The following is a 17582-nucleotide window of genomic DNA, read 5'->3' as shown; positions in this document are numbered from 1 at the left end:
CAATTTTTAAATAATTGACGCGTAACATAGGGTTAACATTGGGGTAACATTGGCGATCTACTTTTGTGTCGAAAATTTGACACCTGAAGATGAAAACCAAACTGTTTACACTGCTGTTCACCCTCACTGCCGTCATCACGGCATTTGCAGACCCCGGCACGATCCGCGGATCAATCAAAGACGCTAAAAACAAGGAGCCTCTCATCGGGGCCTCCGTTCTGATAGAAGGCACCCAGATCGGTGCCGCTGCCGACATCGACGGTAATTTTGTACTTTCCAATGTTCCGGTCGGCAACCACAATATCATTATCTCCTTCGTTTCCTACCAGACCAAAACCATCCCGAACGTGCGGGTGGAGTCGGGTAATACCACGGTGATCGACACCGAGCTGGACGAGGAAGGCAAAGCATTGCAGGAGGTTGTCGTTCGCGGCGCCCGTGCTACCAACACCGAAGTGGCGGTTATCAGCGAAATCAAGCAGCTTAAACCGATCGCCGTAGGTATTTCGGCAGCGCAGATCCAGAAATCTCAGGACCGTGACGCCGCTGCGGCTATCCGCCGGGTACCGGGTATCAGCATTGTTGAAAACCGTTTCGTCATGATTCGCGGGCTGGGCTCGCGCTACAATGCGGTGCTCATCAACGACGTGATCACGCCCTCAACCGAAGTAGACACGCGTTCATTCTCTTTCGACCTTATCCCGAGCAACATCATTGATCGTATGATCGTGTACAAATCCGGCTCGGCCGAATCTCCCGGCGACTTTGCAGGTGGTGTGATTAAGATTTATACCAAACGTCGTCCCGACCAGAACTTCACAGACGGTGCCCTCACCGTAGGTTATCGTGCGAATACGACATTCCAGAATGTACAGTCACACACCCGCAGCGGCGCCAACTGGCTGGGCTTGTGGGGTGCGGACCAGACGCTTTCCAGCGCATTTCCGAAACGCTCCGCCGACTTCAATACCCTGAGCTCAGCTGAAAGAGCCGGTTACGGAAGGATCCTGCCTAACAGCTGGGCAATGAAAAACGTGAACGTTTCGCCTGACGTACGCCTTGCATTCAACCTCGGCCGCCGTTTCGACATCGGCAATGTGGACGTGAGCAACATCACGAACATCAACTACTCGATGACCAACCAGGTTTCAGACATCGACCTGAAACTGTACCAGAATGGGCTGAATGCGAACGACGTTTTTGAGCAATATAAAGACTCCAACTACTCACGCCAGACGCGTATCGGCGTGCTCCACAACTGGACATTCCGCTTCTCCCCTGTTTTCAACCTCGAATGGAAGACGTTGTTCAACCAAATGGGCAACACCGAAACCGTTGCCCGCGAAGGCCAGCGTGTGGTGGACGGGTATGATGTAAAAAACTACTCGCAGCGTTTTGAAAACCGCAGCATTGTGACCACACAGGTTTCCGGCGACCACAAACTCGGCGATCTGACAAAATTGAACTGGATCACCGGCTTCGGCTACACCGGCCGCTGGGAGCCGGACTGGAAAAGAATCCGTTTCCAGCGCAGATCTGCCGAGCCAGGCAGTGAAGAAGCTCCCTACCAGGCTGTGGCACCTATCGACCCGAACCCGATCGACCTCGGCCGCTTCTACTCCAAACTCAACGAACGCGTAGTAACCCTGGCGGTGAATGGCGAGCATACTTTCGGCAACCCTGTTGACCGCGAGCCTAACAAAATCCGCTTCGGGGTGTATGGCGAGCGCAAGGACCGTGACTACTCCGCCCGCTTTTATGGTTATACCAATGTCGGCAATGCTTCTGAAATCCTCCGCGGCGACGTCGGCTCGATTTTCACTCCTCAAAACGTTACCGGCGTAGACGGTGGCCTGACCATCAAGGACGGCACCAAAGACCTGGACTCTTATAACGGTATCAACAACTACTACGCGGCTTACCTGAGCGGCGACGTGAATTTCGGTTCGAAAGCGATCCTGACCCTCGGCTTCCGCGGTGAATACAACAACCAGCAGCTGCATTCGACGATTGTGAACCAACGTCAGGAACTGGTGAACAACATCGTGTTCATCCCGCTTCCGTCCATGAACTTCACGTACAAGCTGAGCGAAAAACAAAACCTGCGTCTGGCCTATTCCTCGACCCTTAACCGTGCCGAGTTCCGTGAAATGGCACCATTTACCTACTTCGATTTCAACCTTTTGGCCGATATCCGTGGTAACACCGCCCTTAAAACCGCGAAAATCCAGAACATCGACGCCAAATGGGAGTTTTACCCGACCCAGAACGAGCTGATCTCATTGACCGGTTTTTACAAACACTTCAAAAACCCGATCGAGACGTTCCTCATCCCTACCGGAAACGGATTGGCCTACACCTTCATCAACGCCGGAACCGGCCAGAGCTACGGGGTTGAAGCCGAAATCCGCAAAGGGTTCGCGCAGGCTTCGAGCACTTTCCTGCAAAACCTGACATTGGTAGCGAATGCTTCATTGATCAAAAGCAGCGTAGACCTCGGCCAGGTAGTGGAAGGACCGGATTTGAGCGGTGCTATTCAAAAATACGACCTGACCGGCATTACCGACAGCAAACGCCCGATGGCCAACCAGTCGCCCTACCTCGTGAATGCAGGTGTGTACTACGCCGAGCCGGGCGGATGGCAGTGGAACGTGCTCTACAACGTGTTCGGACAGCGCATTTTCGCCGTGGGTAATGTGGATAACCCGACTGTTTACGAGATGCCGCGCAACGTGATCGACCTGAACATCAGCAAGAAATTCAAAAACAACCTCGAACTGCGCCTGGGTATCCAGGACCTCCTGAACCAGCCGGTGCGTTTCTCGCAGGATTTCAACCATGACGGTAAAATCGGCAGCGACGTAACCACCAAAGGCCCGAATGCCGACCAGGATATCCGCAAGTTCAGACGCGGCAGCTACTTCACCCTTACCGCTGCCTATAATTTCGGAAGAAGAACAATCATACCATAATTCAATCGCAGTGCCGGCGCGCGCCGGTTCATACCAGTAAACCAATCCAAACAACAACCAATTGCAAACAAACTTGAATTCACTATGATTAGCTTAAAAAACAAACTGTACTCATTGCTCCTTCTGGCAGGTCTGGTGGCAGGCATGTCGGCTTGCGACAACGACGACGAGCCCGACACAACACCGCAACCGGTATTGACTGTGACTGCCATTGCCCCGGCATCAGGACCGGTAGGGACCAAAGTAACGATTACAGGTACGAAGTTTGACCCTACCCCCGCGAACAACACGGTATTGTTCAACACCACACCGGCAACCGTAACAGCGGCTACGACTACTTCACTCGAAGTAACCGTACCAGCCGGCGCCACCGCCGGGGTGATCACCGTGACGTCGGGCGGCGCAACTGTGAAAAGCACTACCAGCTTCACCATTTCCGACCGCACGGTGGTAGAGGTAACCGGTGAAATCAAAGCAAACACCAACTGGACCAAAGACAAGCTGTATCTTCTGAAAGGCTTTGTATATGTAACAGCAGGCAACACGCTGACTATCGAAAAAGGAACGATCATCAAAGGCGCCGGCAAAGATGCCGATCCTAATGCATCCGGTAAAGGCGGTGCATTGATCATCGAAGCCGGTGCGAAACTGATGGCCGTAGGTACTGCCGAAGAGCCTATCGTATTCACATCTGCCAACGATCCCGGCAAGCGCAGCTATGGCGACTGGGGCGGTATCGTATTGATCGGTAAAGCACCTAACAACCGTCCTGCTTCCACTGCATTCGAAGGTGGTATCCGCGGAACGATCGGTGCTGGTACCGACGCTGCCGACAACTCGGGAACATTGCAATATGTACGTATCGAGTTCGCTGGTATCGCATTGAGCTCTACCGCAAACAGTGAAATCAACGGACTTACCCTTTATTCGGTGGGTTCAGGCACGGTACTCGACCATATTCAGGTTTCTTACTCGGGTGACGACTCTTACGAATGGTTCGGTGGAACTGTAAATGCTAAAAACCTGATCGCTTACCGCGGATTCGACGATGATTTCGATACTGACTGGGGCTTCACCGGTAAAGTACAATATGCACTTTCACTCCGTGACCCTGAATACGCTGACCAATCTGCGTCTAACGGTTTCGAATCGGATAACTACAACCCGGGTGAGCCTGCAACCGGCGCCAACAGCGGTTTGCCTTTGACAGAGCCTACTTTCGCCAACGTAAGCCACTTCGTTACTGCCGGTACGCCATCGACAGCGACCATCAAAGGTAGCGGCGGTTACCAGTCGGCCATGCACCTTCGCAGAAACACGGCGATCAGCATCCTGAACTCGGTATTCGTGGGTTCACCGGAAGGTCTTCGTCTGGACGGTACTGCTACCGGTACGTACAAAAACGCCCTGGACGGCAAGCTTGACCTGAGAGGTATCGTGTTGTCGAACAATCTGACCCCGATCACGGGCAAAGGCGAGATCACCAACGACCAGGCTATTGCTTACTTCAATACTGCTGCACGCAAGAACGAAACCAAAGACCTGGCTTCCCTCCTGCTCAACAGCGCTAATTTCAGCCTGACTGCTCCAAACTTCCTGCCACAGGCTACTTCACCGCTTTTGGCTGGTGCTACCTGGGAAGGCAAAGGTGCTGATGCATTCTTCACCAAAGAGCTTTTCAGAGGCGCATTCGGAACCACAGACTGGACCAAAACATGGGCTAACTGGGATCCACAGAATACCATCTACAAATAAGCGATTCAAAAATCTTATATAATTGGTGTCAGAATTTAGAAAGGCCGGGAGCAGATGCTTCCGGTCTTTTTCTTGTAAATGCTTAGTAAGAATTACTAGCCACTTGTAGCATTTTCACCACTTTATTGATTTACACAGTCTAAATAAATATCTTCGGGTTTATCTACTTTTGTCTTGACAACTAAAATTGTCGGGTTTCACTTATCCTAGCCCTAATTTAATGTCCGAGTTTCAGGCTTACCTCCAACTAGGTTTCAACCACATTACAGATTCCAACGGGTACGATCATATTCTCTTCATCATGGCCATCTGCGCGGTCTACACATTGGTAGACTGGAAAAAAGTAGTGGTACTCGTCACCGCTTTCACGGCAGGGCATTCCATTACGCTGGCCTTGTCCACATTAGGTTATGTTAATGTCAATGCGGACTGGATCGAGCTGCTGATCCCGGTCACGATCCTGATCACGGCATTTCTGAACTTCTTCCATAAAATGCCGAAGAACACATACGCCCCGAAAGAAAAGGAGCCGGCATTCCGGTACCCGCTCGCATTGGGTTTCGGGCTGATCCACGGACTGGGCTTTTCGAACTACCTGCGGGCGTTGCTCGGCAAGGAAGCGGAGATCTTCAATCCGCTGCTCGGCTTCAATGTCGGCCTGGAATTGGGGCAACTCATCATCGTGTTTATTATCTTAGTCATCGCATTCGTGATGATCGAGCTGCTGAGGGTTTCGAAACTGACCTGGGTACATATTATATCGGGGATCATTTTCGGAATGGCCTTGTCGCTGATCCTAAACAACGAACTGTTCCGCACACTCGCAGGCATGCCTGTGGACTCTTGACAACCAACTATTTATGACCAACCAATTATGAAAAAAGCGCTGCTCCCGTTACTATTGCTGCTGGTGTCCCTCAGTATCAAGGCCCAGCAATTACCCACTTCACCCAATTACCAGGCCAACGATCGTTTTGAACAACTAGGTACCGTATTGCCCACACCCAACACCTACCGCACCGCTTCCGGCGCGCCGGGAAAGGAATATTGGCAGCAACGCGCCGATTACGATATTAAAGCCGAGCTCGACGACGACAACCGCCGCATTACCGGCACCGAGACCATTACCTTCTACAACAATTCCCCGGATGATTTGAAGTACATCTGGATGCAGCTCGACCAGAATTTGTTTAAAAAGGATGGTATCGCAGCCCTCTCGCGCACGGGGACCGTCAACGAAAAAGGCATGAGCACTGCCCAGCTGGCCGCATTGAACACCGGCCGCGGCTCTTCCCTCGACCCGAAGGTGGAATATGGCTACAATATCCTTTCCGTGAAAGACAAGGCCGGCAAGGCATTGCCGCACACCATTAACGGAACGATGATGCGCATCGACCTGCCCGTGGTGTTGAAGCCGGGCATGCCTTATGTGTTCAGCGTGGATTGGAATTACAATATCACCGAATACTATGGCCGCAGCGGCTACGAATTCTTCGCGAAAGACGGTAATGCCAATTACTTCATCGCGCACTGGTTCCCGCGCATGGCCCCATACGACGACGTGAACGGCTGGAACCACAAGCAATTCCTCGGCCAGGGCGAGTTCGCATTGATTTTTGGAAACTATAAAGTAGCCATTACCGTTCCGGCCGACCACGTGGTGGCAGCCAGCGGAGAATGCCAGAACTACGCGCAGGTACTGACTGCAACACAAAAGCAACGCCTCAAACAAGCCGAAACTTCCAAAACCCCCGTCATGATCGTGACGCAGGCGGAGGCGGAAAAGGCTGAAAAACGCGAGAACAAAAATCCGGGCAAGAAAACCTGGATTTACAAAGCCGATAATGTACGCGACTTTGCATTTGCCAGCAGCCGGAAATTCATCTGGGACGCCATGCAGAGCGATGTGTACAAGAGCGGACGCAAAATCTGGTGTATGTCGGTGTATCCCAAAGAAGGTAACCCGCTGTGGGAGCAATACTCGACCCGCGCCGTGGCCCACACGTTGAAATCTTACGGTGCACGTACATTTGAATACCCCTACCCGGTTGCGATCTCCTGCCACTCGGTAGCGGGAGGCGGTATGGAGTACCCGATGATCAGCTTCAACGGCGGCCGTCCGGAGGAAGACGGTACGTACACCGAAGCAGTGAAATACGGCATGATCGGCGTGATCATTCACGAAGTAGGCCACAATTTCTTCCCGATGATCGTCAATTCGGACGAACGTCAATGGGCGTGGATGGACGAAGGACTGAACACGTTCTGCCAGTACCTGGCCGAAAAAGAATGGGACTACAACTTCCCGACCCGCCGCGGCGAGCCTAACCAGATCACGGAATATATGTCGTCCGACAAATCGGTACTGAGCCCGATCATGGCCTCCGCCGAAAACGTCATCGGCCTGGGCCCTAATGCTTATGGCAAGCCGGCCACCGCGCTGAATATCCTCCGCGAAACCGTGATGGGCCGCGAGCTGTTCGACCATGCATTTAAGGAATATGCCACCCGCTGGCGCTTTAAAAGCCCTACCCCGGCCGATTTCTTCCGCACCATGGAAGATGCTTCGGGCGTAGACCTCGACTGGTTCTGGAAAGGCTGGTTCTATGGTACCGAACCGGTAGATCAGGATTTGGTGAGCGTCGACTGGTTCAGCATCGACACGCAAAACCCGGCTATCGAAAAAGAGATCGCCCGCAAGGAGGATGCCCGCAAAAAGATGACGATGAGCAAAATCCAGGACGCCAAAACGAAGGGCGAAACGGTAGTAGCCCAGGATTCGACCATGGCCGATTTCTATAACCGCTACGATCCGTTCAAGGTAACCGATGCCGACAAGCAGAAATATGAGCAATACCTGTCGACATTATCCGAAAGCGAGCGCCAGCTGATCCAGGAGAACACCAACTTCTACACATTGTCGGTGAAAAACAAAGGCGGCGTACCGATGCCGGTGATCGTAAAAATGGGCTTCGAAGACGGTACCGATTCGGTAGCGGTATTCCCTGCGGAAATCTGGCGCTTCAACGACGCGCAGATCAACAAGGTGATTTCGACGAAAAAGAAAGTCGTGCAATGGACGCTCGACCCTTACCAGCAGATCGCCGACATTGACACGGAAAACAATTCTTTCCCCCGCATCGCGCAGCCGACCCGGTTCCAGATCTTCAAGCAGCAGCAGCAGAAAAAAGCCCCGAACCCGATGCAAATGCAAGGCGCCGGCGCCGGAAAGATCAGCACCGATCCAAAGAATTAGCGTTATTGCCATTGAAATACCAATCCCTTCCGAAGATGATTTGGAAGGGATTTTTTATGGAAATTGGGAATAAGATCCATGTAATTTCAAAGTAAAGTCTATGCAATTTCAAAATTAGACTTATGTAATTTCAAAATAAAGTCTATGTAATTTCAAAATATCATATCTTTGCATTGACAAACAAAAGCTTATGGAACTCCTTTCGCGAGATATTGAAGCGGTTATTCGAAAACATAAAGATCAATACCCGGTTATCGCCGTCACAGGTCCGAGACAGTCCGGAAAGACGACATTGCTCAAAACACTTTTCGGAGATTACCGGTATGTTTCGCTTGAAAATCCTGACAACCGTGCATTTGCTAACGATGACCCGGTGGGTTTTTTGAAAGAATACCCCGAAAGGGTCATTTTTGACGAGGTTCAGCAGGTGCCGCTTCTGTTTTCCTACATCCAAACCATCGTCGACGAATCCAGGCAAATGGGCCAGTTCATACTGTCCGGCTCGCAAAACTTTCAGCTCCTCCATAACATTACCCAAACACTCGCCGGCCGCGTCGCGATTTTCAAATTGCTGCCGTTCGATTTTGCTGAAATGCGGTCGGGTAAACTACTGTCCGATACATTCCCGGAAGTATGCCTCAATGGATTCTACCCGGCTATTTACGACCGCGGGATCGATCCAACCACATTTTACGCCAACTACATTCAGACCTATGTCGAACGCGACGTCACCGAGCTGGCCAACATCCGTGACCTGCGTCAGTTTCGTACATTTTTGAGCCTGTGTGCCGCACGCGTAGGGCAATTGATGAACCTGTCGTCGATCGCAAATGAATGTGGAATATCCCAGCCGACGGCCAAATCCTGGCTCTCGATACTGGAAAGCAGCTACATTACTTTTCAGTTGCAGCCATTTTACCGGAATTTCAGCAAGCGCGTCGTTAAAACCCCGAAGGTTTACTTTTACGATACAGGCCTGCTCTGCCATTTGCTGGGGATCCGCAATACGGCGACGTTCAATGAAAATCCATTGCGCGGGAGTATCTTCGAGAACATGATCGTTGCCGAACTACACAAACAGAACGAACACCGTTACCTCCACCGCGACTACTGGTTCTGGCGCGATTCTAACGGTCACGAGGTAGACCTGCTGGTTCAAAACGGCAATTTGTACGATATTTTCGAGATTAAATCCACGCAGACGATCATGACCGAGCATTTTGCCGGCCTTCATTTTTTCAGCGAAATTTCAGAAAACAGTACAGGAGAAAAGACTTTAATCTACGGCGGTAGTATCAACCAGTCCCGCACGCAGTACACCGTATTAGGTTGGAAAAACATTTAAAACAACATTCCATGAATATCGTAATCCTCGACGGATATACTTTAAACCCCGGCGACCAGGATTGGGCGCCGATAGAGCGGCTGGGCAATGTGACCATCTACGATCGTTCGGCCAAAGAAGAGATTGTGGAACGCGCCGCGGATGCGGAGGTTTTGCTGGTGAATAAAGTAGTGCTTTCCGGCGAGACGCTCGCGCAGCTGCCCAACGTGAAATACATCGGGGTGATGGCGACGGGTTTCAACAATATCGATATCGACGCCGCCCGGAAACAGGGCATTACGGTAACCAATGTAAAAGCGTACGGGCCCGCATCGGTAGCGCAGCAGACGTTCGCATTGCTGCTCGCGATCATGAACCGGGCGGAGACGCACAGCCAGAGCGTATTTGCCGGCGACTGGGCCGCTTCGCCGGATTTCTGCTACTGGAAAACGCCGCTCACCGAGCTGGCCGGCAAAAGAATGGGCCTGATCGGCTTCGGGGACATCGGCTCGCAGGTGGCAAACATCGCGCTCGCATTCGGAATGCGCGTGATCGCCTACCGCAAGCATCCGGCGCCCGCCGACGGCGTGAAGATGGTCTCGTTGGATGAAATTTTCACAAAAAGCGACGTCATCAGCCTGCATTGCCCGCTCACGGAGGAAACACGCGAAATCATTAACAGGGATAGCATTTCCAAAATGAAGCGCAATGCCATTATCCTCAACACCGGCCGCGGCCCGCTCATCCGGGAAAGCGACCTGGCCGAAGCGCTGCGCGACGGCACCATTGGCGGGGCCGGCCTGGACGTGCTTTCGAGCGAGCCGCCGAAGGCCGATAATCCGCTGCTTTCGGCGCCTAATTGCGTGATCACACCGCACGTGGCCTGGGCTACATTCGAGGCACGGCAGCGCCTGCTGCAGATGGTGGCCGACAACCTGGAAAGCTTCCAGAACGGGAATCCGCGCAATGTCGTTTCGTGATTATCGCGTACCTTTGCACCACTAAAATTCAAGCCTCCGCGCTGAGCATCTGATATTTCCTGGTTCGATACAATTTCACGTATGGGTATTTTTTTACTCCTGATTTCGTTTGCCTGCATTTTTACGATCTTTTTCCTGCGTTCCCAGGCAGGGCTTTATACCAACCTCCGCCGGGCGTTCATATTTTCGCTGATCGCCCAGGCAGGTATCATCTTCGTATACAATGAAATAGCGTCGTTTTTCAACGCCATTAATACCACTTCGGCGCTGATTTTCTGGTCGTTGGAAGCGCTGGCAATGCTGGGGTTGGTCTATTACCAGCACCGCTCGGGCCAAATCGATCCGGGCCGGTTAAGCGAGCTTGGCACTGCATTGCGCCTGAAAGGTTTTGGTAGAACGCATCAGCTCGTCATCGGCTTCGTCGCACTGTTTTACCTGCTGCCGCTGCTGTTCCTGGCGATTTATGCCGCGCCGAACAACTTCGATTCGCATATGTACCATTTGAACCGGATACTGATCTGGATCTACAATAGTAACCTCGACCACTTCCCGACGATGCATTTGCAGCAGTTGTATCTCAATGTGTTTGCGGAATACCTCGTGCTGGATACCGTGCTGCTCAGCGGCACCGACCAGTTTTCCGGGCTCATCCAGTTCGGTGCATTCATCGGCTCCATTTGCGGCATCAGCCTCATTGCCAAAAAATTCGACCTCGGCCGCGATGGTCAGCTGCTCGCCTCGATCTGCTTCCTGACGCTCCCCATCGGGATTTTCGAGAGTACCAGCACCCAGGTCGATCTTTGCGCATGCTTCTTTTTTATCGCATTCATTTATTTCGGCTTCGAACTGCTCGAACGCAAATCGACGATCGCCCTGGTGGCGATGATGCAATCGCTGGCCTTCGGAGGCTTTTCAAAATACACCATCCTGATTTTCGCGATACCGTTTGCCATCTATTTCGGCGTCCGCATTCTCATGCAATACCGCATTGCCTATGCCGCTAAAGTGCTGGCCGTGGCGCTGGCGCTGATGGCCGTCACATTCTCCCCTTTCTTTTACCGCAATTATTCGCTTTTCGGGCACGTCATGAGCCCGCTGCGCAACACGCCGTTTGCGTCGGAAGAGCTCCCTGCCAACAAGCATTCGGTACGCTATACCTTATCCAATGTCATTAAAAATGCCGGTCTGAACATCGGCCTGCCCATTACCAGCTTCAACCGCGCCCTCGACGACAAGATCCGCGCCTTCCACGACGCCATCGGCGTCAACATCGACGATCCCGACCTGAGTATCGACCCGTTTTCGGTCAAATATTCCGTGCACGAGGATATGATCCCGAATACGATCCATTTCTGGCTCATCGTCGGCGCCGGCATCCTGCTCCTTTTCTCTCCCGTCAAGCGAGACATTAAATGGTTCTGGACCTGTTCCGCGCTGGGTTTCCTGTTGTTTTGTACATTAATGAAATTCCAGCTGTGGAGCACGCGCACGCAAATGCCCCTCTTCGCCATGGGTGCGATCATGATCGCCTGCGTATATGGGCTGAAACTGCGCTGGAAGGCCGTGTACCTGATCGTGCCGCTGCTGCTGCTGTCGCTGCCGTTCGTTTACGGAAACCCCAGCAAAGAGCTCGTATCGATCAATTTCGTGACGCGGAAGGCCCTGGGCCACATTCCCATAGCCATTTGCCAGAGCAGCGAGGCGGTGGGAAAGGTTTATGAAAAATACCTGAGCGAATACTACGAATTCCCCGGCAAAGACGGCTGCCATCCCTTGAAACGCTGGCCCGACTACGCCGAACGCACAAAAGTATTCTCCCTGCTCGAAGAAGCGGGCTATTACGATGAGGACCGCACGTCCAACATCATCTCCATGCACCGCGACAGGGCCTATTTCCTCAGTAATCCGGACAATTACCTGAGCTACAAATCGCTCCTGCCCCACATCCGCCCCGACCGCAATGTAGGCGTGATGTTCAGGCGCAATGTAGGCTTTTACCACTTCTGGAGCGCGACCAGTAACCAGGTGGAGCGCCCCGGCCAGATGGACTACATCCGCTATATGAAGGAACTTTCCCCGCTCAAAAACGCACAAAAGAAGTTTTGCTATAACTACGTCCTTTCCGACGACCCTACCCTCATCGATTCATTCATCCCGAAAGGCAACATCGCCCGCATTTATTCCAGCGAGCTGTTCCACCTGGTGGAGTTGAAGCAGGAAAGTTGTGAGAAAATCCTGTTTTAGGCCATGACGATCCGAGCGCTGTTAACCGTCCCACCGCCCCGAAAGACATTCATTCCCGACAGCTACGCTCTGATTCTCGTGCTGTTCAGCTGCGCGCTGGAAACGCATTTCCTATGGACAGCCAAAGGCTCATTGGCAATTTCCGTATTGATCCTTCTGGTGAATTTCCGGTTATGGTATATCGCCCTGGTCCAGATCGCCATTGCGCTCTGCTGGCTTGCGCCGATGTTTCCCAGGCAGCCCAACCACGCCAATGCCGAGTTCTTCATTTCTCTCGTGATCCTGGGCCTTTTTGCACTGAAATTCTTAAAGCTGAAAACCCATGTCACCCCGGCCCTTACCTCCTGGGCATTCCGGCTCGTAACGCTGGGCATCTACTTTTACTCGGGTTTTCACAAGCTCAATACCGACTTTTTCAACACCTCCGTCAGCTGCATTAACGAATACTGGAGCGCCCCGATCGGCCAGGTACTGGGACTGCTCGGCTGTGATCATTGCGCCCCGCAACTCACGCAGCTTCCGTTCCCGCTTTTTACCGTATTACTGGAAATGGCCCTGCCGTTCGGCCTGTTCTGGCACCGCACCCGCAAGCCGGCCATTTACCTGCTCATTGCATTTCACGCGTTTCTCGGCATTCACGGCCTATTGAATTTCAGCGCATTGGCGATGTTTCTCCTCGCCGGCTCGACGATCAATTTTGAACAGCCCGTATCCGGGCGGACCATTCAGGCACTACGGATTTATATGCTCGGTATTATGGCGAATGCATTCTTCCATCTGGGCGGAAGTTTCAAGCTGCCGGGCTTTCGCAGCTGGGAGTTTGTCACATTTATTTCAACCGTCGCATTCACGATCGCGACCTTCTGGTTTTTTGTCATACTATTTAAAGAAAACAAAAAACCTGCTTACCGGCTTCGGGTGCAGAATTGGCCTGTGCTGGCGACCGTGTTTGCCTGCATGACATTCTGGGCGCTGAAAAATTATGTCGGGCTCGGTACCGTCGGGAATTTTTCGATGTTCAGCAACCTCGTCACCGAAAAGAACCGCTGCAATCACTTCCTGATCGACACGCGAAATACGAAAATCTGGGATTTTGAAGAAGATTGCGTGCAGATTGTGAAGCTGGAAAGCGGTTCCCGCTGGCAGAAGCTCAATGCCGACGTCATGGAACGTTCCCTGGTGCCGGTGGTGCAGTTCGGTCACCTCATCAGAAGATGGTCGGGAGAAACCCCCGGAAAAATCCCCTGTACGCTGATCTATCAAGGTAAAACCCTGCAAATCGACGACTTGAAAAACTCCACGTTTGCCGAATACCGTTGGTGGTACCACTACCTCCCGTTCCGCGTCGTCCAGATCGACGGCCCGAACCAGTGCCGCTGGTAGGCATACCGGGAAAATGTCACCGTAGAACACTACGATATACCTTGTATTGTCCAGTGTGATTATTAAGGCCTAAAAATGAGCGATTTGTGACGATCGCTTACCGGATTTTCTACGTCCGCGTCAAACAAAATTTACCGTTTGAAATTGAATTTTTTCATCTTTTGGGCTTCCGGGCGATCGTTTTCGCCAAAGTGAGGGATTAGCGGATATTTTCTTGAATTATGCATGATTGATTGTGTAATTTCCTGCATCTATTTACTCAATCCCTTCTCTTTCAAAATGTTATGAAAACTTTTTTCAAACTTATTCACACGCTGCGGTCCGCAACATTCTACACCACCGCACTATTTACTTCTATTGCATTTTTTTCAGTCGGGCAGCAGCATTTGATGGCCCAGAACACCAAAACCAGGCTGACCATCCCGGACGAGTACCTTTCTCCGGACTTTGTCGGAAACGGTAATTTCAATGCGATCATTTTCGGGAATTTCCAGAGCAACTCCGGCGACGTGGAAGGACGGCTGGCTATTGCCGGCAATTTTAATCTCGGCACGAGCGGGTATAGCGTGGGTACGGGCGGAATGGGCGTGAACGCACCGGACCTGACGGACAATTTCGTCGTGAACGGCGTGTTTAACAACATCGGCAACTGGGGCCTGCGGGGAAATCTGGTGTACAACACGGCACCTTCCGGCACTACATTCCCAAGTTTGCTGGTGCCTGGCACGAGCATTAAGGGTGGAAAATTCGACTACATCCGCTTCTCGGATAACCAGCTGCTGCTTTATTACCGGGCGCTGAGCGGCGCGCTGGACGCATTGCCCAACACCGGCACGTACACATTCGACGGCTACCACCAGTGGACCCTCACCGGCAGCAGCACCGGCCTGAACGTATTCGATATTACGTTGCCCAATAACATCAGCAGCGACGAAATACGCGTCGACATCCCGGCCGGCGCGTCGGCGATCATCAATATCCTGAACACGACGCTCACGGTCAACGGCGGCAGCATGAAAATGAACGGCGCCGACAAAGAGAACAACAAAGTGCTCTTCAACTTCCCGAATGCGACCTCGATTTCGCTTTCGCATTACAAATTCCTCGGCAGTTTCCTGGCACCAAAGGCCAGTTTGACGGGTAATGGCGGCTCGATCAACGGCCAATCGATCGTCGGCGGGCATTTCGACCAGCAAGGCGGCTTCGAATTCCATAATTTCTATTTCGAAGAAAACTCGATCGTATTGCCCGTGACGCTCGTGAAATTCACGGCTACAAAAGAAAAGGCGGCTGTAAATCTCGCCTGGGCCACCACCGCGGAAACGAACAGCAGCCATTTCGACATCGAACGTAGCGCCAACGGCAAGAGCTGGAACCGCATCGGCACCGTAGCATCCCACGGCGAAAGCAACCAGCAAATCCGCTACACCTTCACCGACGCCAACCCAGCCATCGGCGAAAACTTGTACCGTTTGAAGATGGTCGATCTCGACGCCACATTCGCATACAGCAGTATCCAAAGCATTCAAATGGACTCAGACGCGCTGGTATCCATCTTCCCGAACCCCGCTTCGGACAAAATCCTGGTGGCCAACAGCGCTACCGTGAAGCTGCTCACCGTTACCGATTTGTCGGGCCGTAAGGTTTATGAATCGCAGTCGGTTTCGGCAGCGGGTGTGGATTGCAAGAACTGGGCGTCCGGGATGTACGTGGTGACGATGACGCGTGTTAACGGGGCTGTGGATTCGCGGAAGGTATTGGTTGCGAGATAGGGATCATTTAAGCGTTTTTGATATTGAAACGGCCTGCGAAGTGATTTGCAGGCCGTTTTTTGAACTGCTATTGCATTCAATGGATAATTTAGCGCAAGAACACTTTGCCTCCGGCGATTGCCCATTATCCCGTATGAATCGTGCAGCATTCCGAATGATCAATCGGAACAAGAATGCATTACAGCCTGTTGCCTTTTTAAAAATAAACAGCAACACGACATGCAAGAAATTACCTGGGCGGATTTTGAAAAGGTTGAAATGAGAGTAGGGACGATCCTGGAAGTCCTCGAATTCCCCGAAGCCCGCAAGCCTGCCTACAAACTGAAAGTCGATTTCGGCGAATTCGGCATCCGGACGAGCAGCGCCCAAATCACCAAACTTTACCAAATCGACGATCTACCCGGCAAACAAATCGTGGGCGTGATCAACTTCCCCAAAAAACAAATCGGCAAATTCATGTCGGAATTCCTCGTCACCGGCTTCGCGGACGCCAATGGCGACATCGTGCTGACGACGGTGGATGGTACGGTGCCGAATGGGAGTCGGATGTGCTGAGAACTTATTTCGATATTGTGGAAATGTTGCCGGAGGCCATTATTGTGGAAAGTTGTTTTTCAAATTGCTCCATTTTCGCTTTCAGTGATTGGGTTTCTGCTTTCAAAGACGTCTCTGCAAGTTTCAGGCCTTTGTTCTCTGCCTTTAATGCCTCCACTTCTTTGATTAGGGCCTGGATAGCAATCAGGTTTACACCATCAAAATCAGCCTGGTTAATGGATTTATCTTCTCCGATTACTCCCAATTCGTCGTGCCCGAATGCTGTAAAAAAGTCCTGTGCCATGGGTCCATAGTGGCGGTTTTGCTTCATGTTTTGCCCCTTGTAGTTCCAGCTTCCCAGCCGCATCCTGCCGATCTTTTCCAGGAACAGCGCTCCATCGGCAGCACGAAAGTTCTCTTTTCGAGCTGAGTCGGATATCACTGACCACGCATTCGCATTGGGTTGAAGCTGTACTCCGACTGGGGAGTTCTCCTGACGGGCGTTGCTGGTATACAAAATATACCCACCTGCAAAATGCATCATCATCTGGTTAACAGCTGTGGTATTGTAGGTACAACCCAAACAACTGCTATTATCACCAATAATAAATGACCCTCTGTGATTTGCTATGACGGAAGAACCCATAGCCGTTGAATAATCCGCATTTGCAAATGTCCAGGCACCAAAGGCAGTTGCGCTTTCCGCGTTTGCCTGTGTACCAAACCCCATAGCCGTTGAATGCTCCCCACCGGCTTTGGTACCTTCACCGCTGGCGAAAGAAAACCTGCCTACATTCGCGTTGTCCCAATAAGCGTATTGGTTTGGGGAAGGAGACACCGCGCCGGCCCGAAACGCGCCCTTGCTGCCATACCAGATCATTTTTGAATAATTCTTTGGATTCGGTGATTGAGAACCCACAGTATCGGCTCCGAACAGCACTGTTCTTCCTTCCGCAACATTCAAAAACGCTTTGGGTTGTGTTAAACCGATCCCTACCTGCGCCTGGGCATGCACGGAAAAAAGGAGCAGCACGATCCATGCCGCCAAATGATTTAATGGTGTGAGACGCATTCCAATTTGAAAATTTGCAGTGTATAATTTTATCATTTTGGAGCTAAGTTAAAATAAGTTATCGGTTGGTCACAACGAATGTTGTTTCTACGGATCTGAAAGGCAATGCATAAATCTGACATGCATCTATTTCTTTTCTCGCCTGGTGGCCATGTGGGCAAGAAAAAAGCCCCAATGCATATTGCAAAGGGGCTTCTCGATACTTTTTGTGGTCACGTAGGGATTCGAACGGCACCGGCCGCCCGGCCCAAACCTCCTGATCCGTAGGCAGGTGCAACGCAAACAAAAAA

General features: G+C 51.8%; 12 protein-coding genes. 10 read left to right on the top strand and 2 right to left on the bottom strand.

From position 1 onward, the window contains the following. Nucleotides 1-89 precede the first annotated feature (89 nt). The 10 genes from H144_RS0108470 (at nt 90) to H144_RS0108420 (ending at nt 16241) form a co-directional block, all read left to right on the top strand. Nucleotides 90-2972 (top strand): TonB-dependent receptor, encoded by a 2883-nt coding sequence (locus tag H144_RS0108470; protein WP_019941627.1) that lies wholly within the window; start codon nt 90-92, stop codon nt 2970-2972. 84 nt (nt 2973-3056) lie between these two features. After that, the gene (locus H144_RS0108465) at nt 3057-4727 is read left to right on the top strand and encodes an IPT/TIG domain-containing protein (RefSeq protein WP_019941626.1); all 1671 of its coding nucleotides are present in this window, start codon (nt 3057-3059) and stop codon (nt 4725-4727) included. A gap of 220 nt (nt 4728-4947) precedes the next feature. After that, a complete protein-coding gene (locus H144_RS0108460) occupies nt 4948-5574 on the top strand; it encodes a HupE/UreJ family protein (RefSeq protein WP_019941625.1) in 627 nt (208 codons plus the stop codon). 27 nt (nt 5575-5601) lie between these two features. Continuing rightward, nucleotides 5602-7983: a M1 family metallopeptidase gene (locus tag H144_RS0108455; protein ID WP_019941624.1), complete on the top strand. Its 2382-nt coding sequence runs from the start codon at nt 5602-5604 to the stop codon at nt 7981-7983. 190 nt (nt 7984-8173) lie between these two features. Then, complete coding sequence (locus tag H144_RS0108450; protein ID WP_019941623.1) at nt 8174-9328, top strand: ATP-binding protein; 1155 nt, start codon at nt 8174-8176, stop codon at nt 9326-9328. 11 nt (nt 9329-9339) lie between these two features. Then, a complete protein-coding gene (locus H144_RS0108445) occupies nt 9340-10287 on the top strand; it encodes a D-2-hydroxyacid dehydrogenase (protein ID WP_019941622.1) in 948 nt (315 codons plus the stop codon). Between the two features lie 81 nt (nt 10288-10368). Further along, nucleotides 10369-12531, top strand: a complete 2163-nt coding sequence (locus H144_RS0108440; protein ID WP_019941621.1) for a glycosyltransferase family protein — start codon at nt 10369-10371, stop codon at nt 12529-12531. Between the two features lie 3 nt (nt 12532-12534). Next, on the top strand, nt 12535-13914 hold the full coding sequence (locus H144_RS0108435) for an HTTM domain-containing protein (protein ID WP_019941620.1): 1380 nt from the start codon (nt 12535-12537) through the stop codon (nt 13912-13914). Nucleotides 13915-14198: 284 nt separating this feature from the next. Continuing rightward, nucleotides 14199-15686 carry a choice-of-anchor A family protein gene (locus tag H144_RS0108425; RefSeq protein ID WP_019941618.1) on the top strand — a complete coding sequence of 496 codons (1488 nt, stop codon included), beginning with the start codon at nt 14199-14201 and terminating at the stop codon, nt 15684-15686. A gap of 219 nt (nt 15687-15905) precedes the next feature. Next, a complete protein-coding gene (locus H144_RS0108420; protein ID WP_019941617.1) occupies nt 15906-16241 on the top strand; it encodes a tRNA-binding protein in 336 nt (111 codons plus the stop codon). A gap of 4 nt (nt 16242-16245) precedes the next feature. Here the strand turns inward: H144_RS0108420 and H144_RS33240 are convergent, their stop codons facing one another. Together H144_RS33240 and H144_RS34700 are read right to left on the bottom strand one after the other, a co-directional pair. Then, a complete protein-coding gene (locus H144_RS33240) occupies nt 16246-17328 on the bottom strand; it encodes a tail fiber domain-containing protein (protein WP_019941616.1) in 1083 nt (360 codons plus the stop codon). Nucleotides 17329-17350: 22 nt separating this feature from the next. Next, on the bottom strand, nt 17351-17582 hold a 232-nt coding region (locus H144_RS34700), incomplete at its 5' end, for a hypothetical protein (RefSeq protein ID WP_211220686.1).

Origin of the sequence: Dyadobacter beijingensis DSM 21582 (genome assembly GCF_000382205.1) — a bacterium.
GTDB lineage: Bacteria > Bacteroidota > Bacteroidia > Cytophagales > Spirosomataceae > Dyadobacter > Dyadobacter beijingensis.
Note: the sequence above shows the minus strand (reverse complement) of the source record. Positions and strands in the feature narration are given on the sequence as shown.

Excerpts from the sequence above, each read along its gene's own strand:
- H144_RS0108470 (WP_019941627.1), top strand. The coding sequence starts at position 90 with ATGAAAACCAAACTGTTTACACTGCTGTTCACCCTCACTGCCGTCATC.
- H144_RS0108465 (WP_019941626.1), top strand. The coding sequence starts at position 3,057 with ATGATTAGCTTAAAAAACAAACTGTACTCATTGCTCCTTCTGGCAGGT.
- H144_RS0108460 (WP_019941625.1), top strand. The coding sequence starts at position 4,948 with ATGTCCGAGTTTCAGGCTTACCTCCAACTAGGTTTCAACCACATTACA.
- H144_RS0108455 (WP_019941624.1), top strand. The coding sequence starts at position 5,602 with ATGAAAAAAGCGCTGCTCCCGTTACTATTGCTGCTGGTGTCCCTCAGT.
- H144_RS0108450 (WP_019941623.1), top strand. The coding sequence starts at position 8,174 with ATGGAACTCCTTTCGCGAGATATTGAAGCGGTTATTCGAAAACATAAA.
- H144_RS0108445 (WP_019941622.1), top strand. The coding sequence starts at position 9,340 with ATGAATATCGTAATCCTCGACGGATATACTTTAAACCCCGGCGACCAG.
- H144_RS0108440 (WP_019941621.1), top strand. The coding sequence starts at position 10,369 with ATGGGTATTTTTTTACTCCTGATTTCGTTTGCCTGCATTTTTACGATC.
- H144_RS0108435 (WP_019941620.1), top strand. The coding sequence starts at position 12,535 with ATGACGATCCGAGCGCTGTTAACCGTCCCACCGCCCCGAAAGACATTC.
- H144_RS0108425 (WP_019941618.1), top strand. The coding sequence starts at position 14,199 with ATGAAAACTTTTTTCAAACTTATTCACACGCTGCGGTCCGCAACATTC.
- H144_RS0108420 (WP_019941617.1), top strand. The coding sequence starts at position 15,906 with ATGCAAGAAATTACCTGGGCGGATTTTGAAAAGGTTGAAATGAGAGTA.
- H144_RS33240 (WP_019941616.1), bottom strand. The coding sequence starts at position 17,328 with ATGATAAAATTATACACTGCAAATTTTCAAATTGGAATGCGTCTCACA.